This is a genomic window from Aeoliella straminimaris (assembly GCF_024054565.1).
GTDB lineage: Bacteria > Planctomycetota > Planctomycetia > Pirellulales > Lacipirellulaceae > Aeoliella > Aeoliella straminimaris.
This window is the reverse complement of sequence record NZ_JAMXLR010000036.1, coordinates 585227-599548: the sequence shown is the minus strand read 5'-3', so window position 1 is coordinate 599548 and position 14322 is coordinate 585227. Positions and strand designations below refer to the sequence as shown.

Sequence of the window (14322 nt, the reverse complement as noted above, 5' to 3'; positions counted from 1 at the left end):
TGGTCCAGCGCACCCGGCGCTCCAGAAGTGCTTGCGGCCCCGCTGCATGGGGGCAAAATGTCGGAACCACACGATGAGATGGAGCGACTACTGTTCGTCGAAGCGGATTTCGAGAATCTCGAACTTGTTCAGACCGGCCGGTACTTCCACCTCGGCCACTTCGCCCACCTTCTTGCCGACTAGACCTTGGCCCAGTGGGCTGGCGACATTGATCTTGCCGTTGTCGTAGTCTTCGTCGCCCTCGCCTACCAGCGTGAACTCTTCCTTGTCGCCAAAGTCGAGGTCTTTCACGGCAACCGTGCAACCGAAGACCACTTCGTCCTTGGGCAATTTCGAGGTATCCACGATGTCGGCCCGCTTCAGCTTGTCTTTCAACAGGTTGATCTTCGCCTGCAACATGCCTTGCGACTCGCGAGCACCATGGTACTCGGCGTTTTCCTTCAAATCGCCTTCCGCCCGAGCTTCGGCAATCCGTTTCTCGATCTCCGGCATCTGCTCGTTTTCCATCACATCGAGCTCTGCTTTGATCTTTTCGTAACCCTCACGGGTCATGGGAACTCGGCCACTCATGGCGATCTTTCCGGTGTCTGGGCGATAAGAAGTTTAGGGGTGAACAAAACAAAGACGGGCACCCGGCCGGGGCGCCCGTCTTGAATAACCCCATTTTGGCGAGCCGGCCGGAAAGTGTAAACCCCTTCTTGCCCGGCAGTTTGCCCCATTTCCGGCCGCAATCAGGACGGCGCAGTCATCAATCAACAATGATGAAGCCGTTCTGAACAAACATCATCCAAACCACATAGCACCCGGCCGCCAGCCCGGCGGCGATCAGGTGATGCGGCCACTGGCGATTGTCGTGCCACCACCACACGAAGGCCCACAGCACCTGGTAAACCGCGACTCCCCAGCCCACCATCAGCCACAGCGAAGCGGGGATCGCCAGTACCGCTAGCGGGGTAGTGAGGACGCCCGGTCCGTGCCGAAATACCGCGGCGCACAACACGTATACCGCTGAGGATATCGCGAGACCGATCCCGTTGATATAGATCTTCCAGCGTGCGACCGGCATGACGACTGGCGACTTCGTGCGACTCGAGTTCGCTGCTTGCGGATGAGACGACGATTGATACGGGTTATCGCCGTCACCGCGCATGAGACACCTGCTCGCATTCACTCCGGCAGATACAGCAGCCGGCCACAGGCCTTACAGAAGGTGGGGCGATTCAGCAGCAGATCGTTCTGCATGTTAGGGGTAATCTTCTGCCCACAGCCGGTACACACCCCGTCTTCGGCTTCGCTGAGGCCATCGGCCCCCTTCATATTGACCACGCGGTTGTAGTCGCCGCGAAAATCGGCCGGCAGTTTTTTCTCGGCCTCGGCCAACTCGGCCTCCAAACGGACGATGTCCCCCCGGATCATCTCGGCGGCCGACTCCACCTGCTCCTTCACCTTTGCCATCTCGTCCTCGGTTGCCTTGACGGCCGACTCGGCGGTGGCAGTCTTTTCGCCCATTTTGTCGATTCGCTCCAAGCTCTCGAGTATCTCGTCGGCCAGGACGCTGTTGGCCATCTCGGCTGCCGCGATTTGTTCCTTGAGTGCCTGATACTCTTTATTGCTGCTGGCCAGATTGAGCTTCATTCCCCAATCGACCAGGCGTTGCTCGGAACTCTTGAGGTCGAGTTGCTGACGGTCAGCTTTCAACTTGGCTTGCTTTTCCGCTTCGCGTGCAGCGGCCAAATCCGCTTGCCGCGCCTCGACGTTCTTTTGACGCAGGGCGACCTGCTTGGGTCCTCGCTCCAAGCGGTCGCGAAGATCCGTTAACTGGAGATGCAAACGATGCAGCGTGCGAAGCAAGTCGGCGGTAATGGCCATAGAGTGCCCGTGGTGCGAGATTTATCGGCGATGTGCTAAAGAGCTACTTCCGTTATCTCGCCAAACCGCCACGTTGCCAAGCCCCTGAAGTTTCCTACATCCATGTCAATCGGTCATCCGTCTGCCATTGAAGAGCTGACGGTAGATTGCCGAACGCACAAAGAACGGCCGCAGGAGACTAGCTCCCACGGCCGTTGAAGTATTTTTCGGCGGGTAGATTTCCGGGGCAGCGTTACGCGGCGACGGGCAACTGTGGCACGAAGTTGGCCAGCATCTGGCTGCGGACCGGGTGCTGCAGCTTAGCCACCGCCTTGGCTTCAATCTGGCGAACCCGCTCGCGGGTCACCTTGAAGATGCGGCCCACCTCTTCCAGCGTGTAGCTGTAGCCGTCGTGCAGGCCGTATCGCAGGCGGATGATCTCCCGCTCGCGGAAAGTGAGCGTCTTCAATAGCTCTTCAATCTGGTCGCGAAGCAAACCATTATTGGCCAGCTTGTGCGGGCTCTCGGTGTGCTGATCTTCGACGAATTCGCCAAAGCTGCAGTCCTCGCCATCGCCCACAGGGCGGTCGAGGCTCACCGGGTGGCGGCCGATGTCCAGCACGCGTTCAGTCTCGTCCAGCGGCACTTCCGCAGCCATGGCGATCTCTTCGATCGAGGGTTCACGCCCCAATTGTTGCTGCAATGCCTTGGCCGTGTTGCGCAGCTTGGTGAGCACGTCAATCATGTGCACGGGGATGCGGATCGTGCGTGCCTGATCGGCAATCGCCCGGGTGATCGCTTGACGAATCCACCACGTGGCGTAGGTGCTGAACTTAAAGCCACGACGGTACTCGTACTTATCGACCGCCCGCATCAGGCCCGTGTTGCCTTCCTGAATCAGGTCGAGGAAGCTCAGACCGCGATTGCGATACTTCTTGGCGATCGACACCACCAATCGCAGGTTGCCGCTGGAGAGCTCACGCTTGACGTTCTCGAACGCCTTGTACTGTTTCTTCAACAGATCCACCCGGCGGTGAAGCGTCGAGGGGCTCTCGAGCACGTTGCTCAAGAGGGCTTTGAGTTCCGCCTTGACCGAAGCAATCTTGTCGGCCGGAGCGTTCTCTGCCTTCAGTTCGCGAAGCTGGTCGCGAACCAGATCGATCCGCTGGCAGAACTGTTCGAGTTCCTTGATCAATGGCTGCACCCGGCGAGTACGCAGGCTCAGTTCTTCGACCAGCACCAGCATCTTCTCGCGGCGACGCAGGAAGCGGCGACGTACCGTGCTTCGCTCGTCGTCAGTCAGGCCACGTCGAGTCAACTGAGCGAAGTCGGCCTTCTGGGCTTCCATTAGGTGACGCAGCGTGGCCAGGTTGCCCGGCATACGACCTTGAATCTGCTCTTTGGTCAGATTTTCGGTCAGCGAAACCTTGATCGTGCGATCGAACGGCAACTCTCCATTCTCGACGCGTTCCAGCGTCTTGACGGTGGCCTCGAGGGCGTGGAACGACCGCAGCAGATTGCGGCGGAACTGCCGGCGGGTCAGTTCAATCTTCTTGGCCAGCGAGATTTCCTCCTCGCGAGTCAGCAAGGGAATCTCGGCCATCTGCGACAGATACATGCGAATCGGGTCGCTCGTGTACTGCGGCATGGCGTCGGCCAGTGCCTTGGCCCGATCGTCGGCACCTTCGACAATGACGGGCTCGTCAACGATGTTGAACTTGCGGACGTTGGGATCATCGACTATTTCGATGCCCATCGAATCGAGTGCCTCGAGCAATCGGTCCACCGGTTCGGTGCCGTAAGTCTCGTCGGGAAGATAGCTGCTAACTTGCTCGTAGGTTAGAAAACGTTGCTCTTTGGCGATAGCGAGCAATGCGCGAAGGTCCTGGGCGGCCTGCGGGGTCATCGTCGTACTCCTTGCATGCTTCATGCATGCAGTTGGCGGGAATGACGTGTGGCGTGCCTGGTCGTACGAAGTGAAAAACCGAGGCAGCCAGTCGCCGGGCAACCACTCTAACCATCCGTGGAGAGAGACCCTGATTGCCGGCGTTTCAAATTGTCGAAGAATTTGCTAAGCAGTTGCTCCTCTGCGTGCTGGTCGAGATTGCCATCGCGAAGGTTCGCGATGTCGGCTCGACGATTTTGTTCCTCGTGGTGTTTCCGGTAGTGCTCTACTAAATCGGTCAGTCGTTGATCGTGGTCGCTCTCGCGTTTCTCTCCGGCCGACTCATCTATATCAATGAGCAACTTTTGTTGTCGCTCGTGTGTGGCCTTGGCCATCAGTTGGTCGAAGGTAACCGGTTGGTGAGCCGAATGCAATTGGTGGCATAGCTCGTACAACCATTGGGCGGGGCGACTCTCCATTGCCGTTTCAGGAATGTTATCAAGGATTGGACCGACGAGCGCCGAATCCGACAAGACCAATTCAAAGATTTCTTGCTCCCACCGTGACAGCACTGCTGGCATCGCATGATCGACGACAACGGGAGCTTCTTCCTCCGAAGCGTGCGTCAACCGAGTCGTTGCGCGGCGCAAAGTCTTCAAACGCTCGCGTAAATCGTCCTCGCGCAGATAAAATCGCCGCGCGATGCGCCCCAGCGCTTGCTGCTCTCGCAACAATGCCGACGAACTTGTCTGCCCGGCCGAAACTTCCACTTTTGCCAGCACCGCCAGAAGTTCTTCCACCGCTTCAGCGGCAATGTGCGTGGGGGGATTCATACCGACGCGTTGTTCGACCAGCCACATTTTGTGATCCAACGCATCGCGGGCTGTGGCGATCAATGCATCCCACGCCTCACGCCCATTGGCTTGCAAGTAATCGCACGGATCGAGCCCTGCAGGTAGCGTGAGCACACGCAAGTCGACCTGGTTGGCGACGAACAACTCCAACACTTCGCTGGTGCGCTTCTGCCCTGCTTCGTCGCCGTCGAGCACCAACACCACTTGGTCGGTAAAGCGACGCAGCAAATGCAGATGGCGTTCGCCCAACGCGGTGCCACAACAAGCCACCGCGTTGGTAACACCGTACTGATGTGCCATGATGACGTCGGTGTATCCCTCCATCACCACGATGTTGCCACGTTCGGCGACCGCTTCGCGTGCGATGTCCAGGGCGTACAGTTGTTCGCTCTTGCTATAGAGCGGGGTCTCGGGCGAGTTGACGTACTTGGCCGAACGGTCGTCGGCGAACTGGGGCAGCACCCGACCACCAAACGCAATTGGCCGACTGCGGACGTCGCGAATCGGAAAGATCAACCGGCCGCGAAACCGATCGTAGTGCCCGCCGCCGTCGCGACTGCCGATCAGGCCTACCCGTTCGAGTACGGCCGGCGAGAATTGCGTCGCGCGGGCCTGGCGGACCAGCCACTCCCAGTCGGGTGCGGAGAAGCCAATCTGGAAGTGGTCGCGCATCTGGTCGTTGATACCGCGATCGGCCAAGTACTGCTGGACGTCGCGAGACTCGGGAGCGGCCAGCAGATGTCGATGAAACACATCGGCCGCCCACGCCAGGGCGGCCAGTTGGGTCTTCTTATCGCCCGGGCTGCCGGGTTCGACCTTGGGTCCCGGCGTACTGGCGAGCTGAATGCCCGCGCGTTCGGCCAGCATCTCCAGGGCTTCGCGGAACTCCAGCCGCTCCATCCGCATGGCGAAACTAAAGACGTCGCCGCCGATGTCGCAGACCCAGCATTTGAAAGTCTGCCGCTCGGGATTCACCTGCAGACTGGGGCGGGTATCGTCGTGCCACGGGCAGTGGGCCACGTAGCCGCGTCCCTGCCGACGGAGCTGCAGATAGCTGCCCACCAGATCGACGATGTCGACCGCCTGGCGGACTTGCTCCTTCGAGTCGTGGGCCGATCCGTAATCCACCGCGGTGATCCGTCAATAATGAGTTGCTTGTCCCTCAATCGACATGACGAGAGAAACATTGCGGACCGGGTTCAATGCCCAGGAATCCGCGCGAGCCATATAGGACTAGCTTACTGCGAGAGCCGCTCGAGTCGAGGGGCGGCGCCGACTGTCACTTCGAGGTCCAATTCCTCGGGCTGGCTGCGTACCAGGCGGCAGATCTTCAGCCGGGCCTTGGAACCCACTGGCGTATCGGCAATCGCTTGGGTCAGCAGGAACGGATCGCTGGCGTTGTGCTCGTTCCACTTGAGGATCACATCGCCCCGTTGCAGGCCCGCGCGTTCGGCGGGGGTGAACGCCGACACCGTGGCAGCCAACACGCCTTCGCCATCTTGGAGGCCCAAACGGCGGCGAAGTCGATCGTCCACCGGCTGTGGCGAAACGCCCAGGTAGCCACGCTCGATCCAGCCATCGGTCTTCAAACGCTCATAGGTATCCTTCGCCAAATTGCTGGGGATCGCCAGGCTGATGCCCTGGTAGACCTGGCCAACAATGGCCGTGTTGATTCCTACGATGTTGCCATCGAGGTCCACCAACGGTCCGCCGCTATTGCCGGGATTCACCGCCACGTCGGTTTGCAGGAACTCCTGGAACGGATTGCTCTGTAGGCCCCCCTGCAAGGAACGTTGGGAGAGCGTGCGACGCTGCTTGGCACTGACAATGCCGAAGGTCACGGTGTGGTCGAGTCCGAAGGGGCTACCAACGGCCCACACCAGATCGCCCACCTGCAGTTGGTCGCTATCGCCCCAGTCGGCGGCGATCAGGTCGGACTTGTTGATCTTCAGTAGCGCCAAGTCGATCCGCATGTCCCCTCCGACGACCACCGGTTCGTATTCCACCCGGCCATCGGCGAGAATAACGTGCAGGCCCGTGGCGCCTTCGAGCACATGGTAATTGGTGACAATGTAGCCCTCGGGATCGACGATCACTCCCGAGCCCTGGCCTTCGATTCCCTGGATATCGGCGCGGTGAATGCTGACCACGCTGGGCGAAACGCGCTTGGCCACCAAGCGTGAGGCAGTGACCAGGTCGCTTAGTTCCGCGCGGACCTTGGTCAACTGCGTGGAAGCCACGTCGACTTCGGCCTGCATCCGGGCTCGGGTATCGGCGTACCGGAAGCGGCTGAGGAGATAGGGGCCGGCCAGAATGACTACCAAAACGGCTAACAACACCACCAACAGACGCAGACCGCGGGTGCCGTCGCCATTGCTCGGGTAGTTATGTCGTGGTGGTGGAGGGTCCGGCAGGGGGTCATAGTCGGAGGCGCTGGCAGACATAGGCGGGCATCTTGAGGACAAGGGGGCAGCAATGCGTCGCTCGAGTCCATTATAGCGAAACGTGGCCGCCGTGGCGATTAATTCGCTGCGAACAAGAAAAACACCCTGATATCCCGCTTTACCTAACCAGTCTGGATAACCCGATCCTGGCGTTTCAGAACTCTAGCAGCTCCACCCCACTGCGGCCCGCCGCGGAAGCTAGGGTTCCGTAACTTCCTGGTTTCCCGCAACCCGCCCCATTTCATGAGTGAGCAGATCCGCATGTCGACTTTCGATAAGCTGGAAGATAGCAATTCGGCCCTTCTCGATGCACCTGAACTCGAGGGCATGGAGTTCGAGTCTCTGGAGTACGAAGGTCCCGTCTGCTCGAAATGCGAGACTCCCATGGCGGACGACCAGATGGTCTGCCGCAGCTGTGGCTGGTATCCGAGCCTGGGAATCATGGTGGAAGTAGACTCGGAGTGGGAACGAGCGGCGGATCCGGAGTCGGTGGCTCCGGCGCCGGCCAAGAGTCCGATGGAAGAGGTATGTACCTCCATCCCCTCATGGACCTGGCCTCTGGCCGGATCTAATCTGCTGATACTAGTGGCCACCGTGGCGGGTCGCCTGCTGCTGCCGGCCGGCTCGGTGGTGTTCGAATTTTGGGGCGTATGGCAGTTGGTTGCTGGCCTGGCATTGGTAACGGTGCTGCACGTGTTGTGCTTTGTGATGACCGCCTCGAGCGACACCTCAATTGGGTTGTTCGATATCATCGTCAGCCCGCTGAAGGCCTGGTTCAAGGTGTGCTCGCGGCTGCCTGAGCGAAAATGGCTGGTGATCGGGGCCACCAACGGCGTGATGTTGTCCCTGACCGCCGTATTGGTGATTGGTGGCATCAACTGGGACCGGCTGTGGGATTGGAATATTGAAGCCCATACCAAGACCAGCCTGGTGGAAGCCATTGCGTCGGCCGCCGCCAATGGCCCCGTAGAGGGAGATCTGGAAGACTCGATCGAAGACTTCGCTGGCAAGGCCGGACAAGTCGATGGCGAACTGGGTGCAGTCGCCGACAACAAACCGGACGAGCCTGTGGAACGCCAAGAGACCGACTGCCTGATCATTGGTTTCGAACTGAGCGACTTGGACCAGATCGACAAGCTGTACCTGGCCACTGAAGCGAACGGCCGCCTGTACTACGCCGGCAACGTAGTGCCAAAGCTCGACCCCGAAGACGCAGCCAAGCTCAAGCGAGGCTTGATGCGGTCGATTACCGCCTCGCCACTGGTGAAGACCGGCCACGTCGCCACGTGGGTCAAACCACGTTTCCCGGTGCGTGTTACCTATACTCTGCAGGCCGACGACGGAAAGCTACGCGACTTGGAAATCGAAGAACTACTACCCGAAATCAGCCTGCCCTGGTAGCTCGCGGCTCGCTGGCCTGCGGCAAACTGGCCCCAGTCAATCGACGTCATAACTGGGCGGGCAAAATTGCAGATGTTATGGCGTTAGCAGGACGACACCGGCAAGTTTAGTCGCTATGCTCATAGTCTATGAGCGTCGATCCTCCCAATCCACGCCCGGCGCGGCGACCACGGTTCTTCCCGCCCCCCGAATCGGCCAGCCCCGAAGGGGCCCTGGTCATGGGAGGCGACTTGAACGCCGAGTTGCTGCTGGATGCGTACTCACACGGCATTTTTCCGTGGCCACACAGCGACGACGAGCCACTGGTGTGGTGGTCACTCGATCCGCGAGCCATCTTTGAACTCGGGGAATTCCGTCCCCAACGGCGGGTCCTGCGACGATTGCGCAGTGGCCAGTTCGTTCCGTCTGCCGATACCGACTTCGCAGGCGTCATGCGATGCTGTGCGGTAGGGCCAGGTCGCGAGGGAGGAAGCTGGATTACACCCAATATGATCCGCGGCTACACTCATATGCATCGACTCGGGCATGCCCACAGCATCGAGATTCGCTCCGATGGAGAGCTGGTGGGCGGCGTCTACGGCGTGGCCATCGGCGGACTGTTTGCTGCCGAGAGCATGTTTCATCGCCAGCGCGATGCATCGACGGCCGCCCTGGCTGTGCTGATTGCCCACCTCAGGGCTCGCGGCTTTGGGCTGCTGGACATCCAGCAGTGGACCCCCCACACCGGCCGGCTGGGGGCGATTGAAATACCGCGCCGCGAATACCTGGCGAGGCTTGCCCTGGAGGTCGACCGCCCCGTCACGTTTGGGCACCGCTTGGAAGGGGACGTACAATCGCTACGCGATTGAAGCTGCGCCCCATTACCTCTGGGTAACCGACCACAGCGATTCTACCTGGGCGGCCAACTCGTCGAGGCGATCGCGCCGCCACCAATGCAGAAACGCCTCGCTCTTGCCGCGATATTGCTCGCGTTCGTCGCGTTCGTACCGTTGCAGCAGTTCGCATTCTGCGTCCGACTCGGCTTCGGCACGCCACGCCGCAAGCTTATCTGCCGCCACGGCGTGGTCCTGAATCTCGCCCAACTGGGCCTGTAGTTGCTTGACCTGCGGATAGATCTGCTTGCGCGCCGCACCAGGCAGCCCGTTGCGAAGCAGTTCCAGGGCGTATCGAAAACGTTTGATCTCGATGCGAAACGCGTGCAGCTCGTCGGCCGTAGGTTGGTCGCCGGGCACCGCCGATTGGAACCGGGCCCAAGCCTGTTGTAGCCGCTCGGTGGCCCACTGGCCAAACGGCTCGCGGCGCAGCCGCTTGCGAGCGTGCTTCTTCACCTTGGAAACAAGTCGCGCCGCCCGGCGACGAAACTTCTCGTTGTACAACAGCGGCGAAGCGCACTGGATGATCGGCATCTGCACCTCGCGGCGACGATGCTCGAGCCGGTCATACAACGAACCAGCGGCCGGTTCCTCGGCAGCCCCAAACCGCTCGAGGTACACATCCAGGTCCCGCGCTTCGTCCATCGACTTGCGGAACTGCTTGAGCATGGCTTTCATCTGCTTGCATTTCGCGGGCGGTACGAATGCGCGGAACATGGCCAAGGCCGCCGCGGCACGCCGCGTGGCCACCCGCGCCTGGTGCACATACTCCATGTCCTCGTCGGCCAAATGCGCCGCCAAAGGGAGGAAGTGAATCACGTCGCGGAAACGCAACTCCAGGGCGCGCTGTGCCACTTTGCCTGTTGGCGTGTCGGCACTCGCTTCAGAAACCCATTTATCGATGGCACCCATGCGAGCTATTGTAGCTAGGCCGCGTCGCCACCACCAATCGGTGGGGGGTGGGCTAGCCGATGAATGTCCGCATCACATTCCGGGCGACCCGGAGCGACTGCTTCCGCAGTTCCAGGGTTTCAGTGAAGGCCTCGTCTTCGACTTCGATACAAACGGGACCATGATAGCCGGCATCGGTCAGGGTCCCGACCCAACGCCCCCAATCGATGTCGCCCAGACCGGGAATCTTGGCGGTCGAGCGGTCCATCGGCGGCATCAGGCAGCCCACGTCGTTCAGGCGGTGTTCATCGATCCGCATGTCTTTGGCGTGGGCGTGGAAGATGCGGGATCCGAACTCGCGAATCGGCGCAATCGGGTCCATCAACTGCATCCGCAGGTGCGAGGGATCGTAATTCAAGCCAAAATGGTCCGAGGGAATCAACTCGAACATCCGCCGCCAGATAGCAGGCGAGCGGGCGATATTCAGCCCCTGCGGCCACGTGTTGGCGTACATCATGGGGCAGTTTTCTATGCCCAGGTAGACGCCCTGCTCTTCGGCGTGGCGGACGATCGGCGGGAACACCTCGGCAAACAGGTCGAGGTTCTCTTCCAGCGTCTTGTATTGGTTAGCGCCGGCGAACGTGTTCACATTCTTCAATCCCAACATCGGCGCGGCGTCGATCACCTTGTGCAAGTGCTCCACAGCGGTCTTTGCCTGCTCCTCGTTGGCCGACAATGGAACCGAATAGTAGCCCAACGCCGAGATAGCCACACCGTACTTGTCGAGCAACGCCCGGGTGTCGTCGGCCATTGCCTGGGTGAATTCCGTCAGGTCGATGTGCGTCACGCCACCGTACTTGCGATCGGGTCCGCCGGGCGGCCAGCACATGACCTCCACGCAGTCGAAACCTTCGTCCGAAGCGAACTTCAGAACTTCTTCAAAACTCAAATCGCCAAAAATGGCGGTTACAAATCCGAGTTGCATGGGGAACCTCGAGCGCAAGAAACGTAGTGAGTACGCCAGAGTTCAATTTAGCGGCGGCAGCACCAGAAGGGAACATGCCGGCAGAGTGGCTCGAAGCCCGGCAGAATACGGCAACCGAAACGATGCATCGTTTCAGATCTACTTGTCCCGACGCAGGTCGATGTGGACCAAGGTGGCCTGGGTGGCGTGCCACTTCTCCCACGACTCCTTGTTGTACCCAAAGTGCTCGCCGGTGATGCGAACCAGGGCACTCAGGACGGCCGGATTGCGAAGCTCGCCGGAGACGACCTTCGGACCGCCGCCGCCAAACGAGGAGACACCGCTACTCGGGCTAACCGAGTACGTGCTGCCACCGCTGCCGCTACCAACCACTCGCTTGTGTTTGGTCACCAAGGCGTCGATCAAAGGGCCGATCGCCGTCTCGTCTTCCAGGCTACCAAGAGCTACGCCGGCGCGGTTCACCACGTCGTTGTCATTGCTACTCAAAGCTTTGACGTACGCCTCGGCCAGGCCGGGGCGCTCGGCATCGATCAACCACCCCAGGCAGTTGAGTCGCAAATCCTCGTCTGGATCGTTCAGCGACAGCAGCACCAGCGCGTTGACGGTTGATTGGTGATCGATCTGCGAAGCCGCCTTTGCCATCAAACGGCGGGCGGCAGGATCCTGCTCGTCCTTCAGCATCTCCACAATCGGCGGGCCGGCCAGGGGGTCGGTCACGTTGTTGAAATTGGCCACCGCTTCCCGTACACGCTCGGGTCGACGATCGTTGAGCCAGCGCCTCCACTTGCGAATCTCGGACGACCAATGAGCCGACAATTGCTTGTGTTTCTCCGATCGCTGCAAGAGGGCAATTTCCTGCCGCGTGCGATAGCTGCCGTCGTACCACACGAGTCCGCGCGAAGCCATCACCTGTTCGCGAGTCATCCACTCGCCGTCGACATTGCGAAAATTCAGCATCTGCCGCGCTTCCACATTGCCCGGCTCCAGTTCAATCACCCGTTCGGCGTGGCGGCTGGCACGTCCGTTCAACTGATGCTCGCGGCACCACTTGGCCAACGCCAGTTGGGCCTCGGCCGTGTCGGGCGCCGTGCGGGCGCGGGCATCGTAGCTCTGTGTTTCGGCCGAGGCGTCATCGATCTTAGAAATCTGAGATCGCTCCAGTGCGATCACCGTGCCGGCGGACGTGGTGATACGATAGTTGCCGTCCTCTTGCCGTTCGACCTGCCCGGCAATCTGCCCACCAGTGCTCAGATGCACCAAATCGGCCCAGGCGGGCGTGGAGAGCAGCAGTAGTGGCAGGACCAGGCTTCGCATCGTGCTTTTGTGCGGGGAATAGACAACTGCGATAGTTCTACTCGCTATTATAGAAGCCTGACCGCTGAGGGGACCAGCTGACCGCGGCGGAATTCGATGGCTTCGCGGGGAATCTATCGGTTTTGCGGGGTGGTTCACTTGTGGGGAGCCGATAATATGCCGTGGAGGGAAAGCCCCTGTTCGGCCGCCGCGACCCTCTAACTCCAATTGCAGGTCCATGTCCGTTCGCCAGCACCAACAATCCGCCCCATCGTCGCTTGCTGTGGCTGTGCTCACGGTGAGCGACACGCGCACGCTCGAAACCGACAACGGCGGCGGGCTCGTCGCCGAGTTGCTTGCCGGTGCGGGGCACGCGGTCGCAGACCGCGAAATAGTGCCCGACGAGCCCCTCCTGGTGAAGGAACTCGTCGAGCGGTGGATCGCCGACGTTGCGGTGGACGCCGTGCTCGTAACCGGCGGCACCGGTATTTCGGCCCGAGACACCACCTGCGAGACGGTGGTAAGCCTCATGACTAAACTTCTGCCAGGCTACGGCGAATTATTCCGCATGCTCAGTTACGAGGAGATCGGCGCGGCCGCCATACTCAGCCGCGCAGTGGGTGGGGTGTGCGATCAGACAATTGTCCTGACGATGCCCGGGTCCACCGCGGCGGTGCGGTTGGCGATGGAAAAGCTGATCCTGCCCGAGTTGCCACATTTGGTGCATGAGGCAACGAAGTGAATTAGCTAGCGTGCTTTACCTGCTGGCTGACCCTGCGGATTATCCAGCCAATCACCAGCACATTCGCCACGAAGAACAACAAAAACACGCCAAAGCCGCCAAACTGGGCCGACTCTTGGGTGGCCGCGACGGCCGGCTGCCAATGGTCCACTTCCGTCAGGGCCACGTATCGGCGGACCTCGCGCAGCAGCGTGGCACAGGGAATGGCGATCGCCAGGCCGACCGTGGCCAACCATAGCAGGCGAGCTTCCATACGACCGCTGCGAGCCATCTTCACCCAAGCGGCCACGAACGCGGCAAGCCCCAGTCCGCCCACGATGACGACGACTAGATTCGCCGACTCGCCAATCGCCGTCCGCACGGCCCCGGGAAGCGCCAACCAGTACCACCCGGCGGCGACCACCGAACCAATCGCCCCGCACAAACCGATGAGGGCCAGACGGTGCACCGTAGTGCTGGAGGCCTGACTGCGCAGTTGCCAGGCAACGATTACCGAAAGCGTAGCCAGCGAGCCGATCATCCAAAGCGAGAGCCGGGGAAAAGTCTCCGAAGTCAGATACCACATCCGTCCCTGGGCGTAGTGCTCGGTCCACTGCTGCTGGCTGGCAAGCGAAAGCAAATGATTCTCCGACCAACTCCAGGCAACGAACAGAAACATCGCCAGCACACCCACCGCCACTGCCGCGCGAACTACCTGAGCCCGTCGTTCGAGCCACTCCGACTTTTGCAGGTAAAGCAAGTAGAACGCCACGATCAGCACCGGCAGGATGGCCATCCAGCGATGAAACAGCAGCAGGTTTGCCGTGTAGAAGGCATGCTTGTAGAGCATCTGCACAAAGAGAATCGGCGCTACCCCCAGCGTGATGGTCACCCCCAGCGCCAGCGGCAGCCAGTCCTTGATTACCGCCACAATCGACCGTGTGGCGTCGCAGTAGTTACCCACCAGGCGATAGACGGCTGCTCCGGCCAGCACCATCGCCCCGCCGACTACGTAGTTCATCGCCACGACATGCAGCACCAGCGTCACCAGGTAGAGCACCAGGTACAACAGGTTTTCAGTGGGTAGATCGAGGGCAAACATTTATTGAATGACGGACTTCCGAATGA

13 protein-coding genes are annotated in these 14322 nt (G+C 60.5%); 3 read left to right on the top strand and 10 right to left on the bottom strand.

Going from position 1 to position 14322, the window contains the following annotated elements; translation table 11 throughout:
• Positions 1–87: 87 nt before the first annotated feature.
• From greA to NG895_RS11795, 6 genes are all read right to left on the bottom strand, one after another.
• Complete coding sequence (gene greA, locus NG895_RS11820) at positions 88–570, bottom strand: transcription elongation factor GreA (protein ID WP_252852705.1); 483 nt, start codon at positions 568–570, stop codon at positions 88–90.
• Between the two features lie 178 nt (positions 571–748).
• Positions 749–1066: a hypothetical protein gene (locus tag NG895_RS11815; RefSeq protein WP_252852704.1), complete on the bottom strand. Its 318-nt coding sequence runs from the start codon at positions 1064–1066 to the stop codon at positions 749–751.
• 101 nt (positions 1067–1167) lie between these two features.
• Positions 1168–1869, bottom strand: a complete 702-nt coding sequence (locus NG895_RS11810) for a zinc ribbon domain-containing protein (RefSeq protein WP_252852703.1) — start codon at positions 1867–1869, stop codon at positions 1168–1170.
• A 232-nt stretch (positions 1870–2101) separates the two neighbouring features.
• Positions 2102–3754: a sigma-70 family RNA polymerase sigma factor gene (locus NG895_RS11805; RefSeq protein ID WP_252852702.1), complete on the bottom strand. Its 1653-nt coding sequence runs from the start codon at positions 3752–3754 to the stop codon at positions 2102–2104.
• 107 nt (positions 3755–3861) lie between these two features.
• The gene (gene dnaG / locus NG895_RS11800; protein ID WP_252852701.1) at positions 3862–5715 is read right to left on the bottom strand and encodes a DNA primase; all 1854 of its coding nucleotides are present in this window, start codon (positions 5713–5715) and stop codon (positions 3862–3864) included.
• 110 nt (positions 5716–5825) lie between these two features.
• Entirely contained in the window at positions 5826–7031 is a 1206-nt protein-coding gene (locus NG895_RS11795; RefSeq protein ID WP_252852700.1) for a S1C family serine protease, read from the bottom strand.
• A 243-nt stretch (positions 7032–7274) separates the two neighbouring features.
• Between NG895_RS11795 and NG895_RS11790 the strand changes: the two genes are divergently transcribed.
• Complete coding sequence (locus NG895_RS11790; RefSeq protein WP_252852699.1) at positions 7275–8432, top strand: hypothetical protein; 1158 nt, start codon at positions 7275–7277, stop codon at positions 8430–8432.
• 128 nt (positions 8433–8560) lie between these two features.
• Positions 8561–9280: a leucyl/phenylalanyl-tRNA--protein transferase gene (gene aat / locus NG895_RS11785; protein WP_252852698.1), complete on the top strand. Its 720-nt coding sequence runs from the start codon at positions 8561–8563 to the stop codon at positions 9278–9280.
• Between the two features lie 12 nt (positions 9281–9292).
• Here aat and NG895_RS11780 read toward each other — a convergent pair whose 3' ends face one another.
• The 3 genes from NG895_RS11780 to NG895_RS11770 all read right to left on the bottom strand — a co-directional run bounded on the left by NG895_RS11780 (position 9293) and on the right by NG895_RS11770 (position 12494).
• A complete protein-coding gene (locus NG895_RS11780; RefSeq protein WP_252852697.1) occupies positions 9293–10216 on the bottom strand; it encodes a CHAD domain-containing protein in 924 nt (307 codons plus the stop codon).
• 52 nt (positions 10217–10268) lie between these two features.
• Entirely contained in the window at positions 10269–11180 is a 912-nt protein-coding gene (locus NG895_RS11775) for a sugar phosphate isomerase/epimerase family protein (protein ID WP_252852696.1), read from the bottom strand.
• A gap of 138 nt (positions 11181–11318) precedes the next feature.
• Positions 11319–12494: a HEAT repeat domain-containing protein gene (locus NG895_RS11770; protein ID WP_252852695.1), complete on the bottom strand. Its 1176-nt coding sequence runs from the start codon at positions 12492–12494 to the stop codon at positions 11319–11321.
• A gap of 217 nt (positions 12495–12711) precedes the next feature.
• Here NG895_RS11770 and NG895_RS11765 point away from each other — a divergent pair, with 217 nt between their 5' ends.
• Complete coding sequence (locus NG895_RS11765; RefSeq protein ID WP_252852694.1) at positions 12712–13215, top strand: MogA/MoaB family molybdenum cofactor biosynthesis protein; 504 nt, start codon at positions 12712–12714, stop codon at positions 13213–13215.
• A gap of 1 nt (position 13216) precedes the next feature.
• Here NG895_RS11765 and NG895_RS11760 read toward each other — a convergent pair whose 3' ends face one another.
• A complete protein-coding gene (locus NG895_RS11760; protein WP_252852693.1) occupies positions 13217–14296 on the bottom strand; it encodes a hypothetical protein in 1080 nt (359 codons plus the stop codon).
• Between the last annotated feature and the right edge of the window lie 26 nt (positions 14297–14322).

Bases quoted from the DNA above. Each gene is read 5' to 3' on its own strand.
- greA (WP_252852705.1), bottom strand. From the start codon at position 570: ATGAGTGGCCGAGTTCCCATGACCCGTGAGGGTTACGAAAAGATCAAA.
- NG895_RS11815 (WP_252852704.1), bottom strand. From the start codon at position 1,066: ATGCCGGTCGCACGCTGGAAGATCTATATCAACGGGATCGGTCTCGCG.
- NG895_RS11810 (WP_252852703.1), bottom strand. From the start codon at position 1,869: ATGGCCATTACCGCCGACTTGCTTCGCACGCTGCATCGTTTGCATCTC.
- NG895_RS11805 (WP_252852702.1), bottom strand. From the start codon at position 3,754: ATGACCCCGCAGGCCGCCCAGGACCTTCGCGCATTGCTCGCTATCGCC.
- NG895_RS11795 (WP_252852700.1), bottom strand. From the start codon at position 7,031: ATGTCTGCCAGCGCCTCCGACTATGACCCCCTGCCGGACCCTCCACCA.
- NG895_RS11790 (WP_252852699.1), top strand. From the start codon at position 7,275: ATGAGTGAGCAGATCCGCATGTCGACTTTCGATAAGCTGGAAGATAGC.
- aat (WP_252852698.1), top strand. From the start codon at position 8,561: ATGAGCGTCGATCCTCCCAATCCACGCCCGGCGCGGCGACCACGGTTC.
- NG895_RS11780 (WP_252852697.1), bottom strand. From the start codon at position 10,216: ATGGGTGCCATCGATAAATGGGTTTCTGAAGCGAGTGCCGACACGCCA.
- NG895_RS11775 (WP_252852696.1), bottom strand. From the start codon at position 11,180: ATGCAACTCGGATTTGTAACCGCCATTTTTGGCGATTTGAGTTTTGAA.
- NG895_RS11770 (WP_252852695.1), bottom strand. From the start codon at position 12,494: ATGCGAAGCCTGGTCCTGCCACTACTGCTGCTCTCCACGCCCGCCTGG.
- NG895_RS11765 (WP_252852694.1), top strand. From the start codon at position 12,712: ATGTCCGTTCGCCAGCACCAACAATCCGCCCCATCGTCGCTTGCTGTG.
- NG895_RS11760 (WP_252852693.1), bottom strand. From the start codon at position 14,296: ATGTTTGCCCTCGATCTACCCACTGAAAACCTGTTGTACCTGGTGCTC.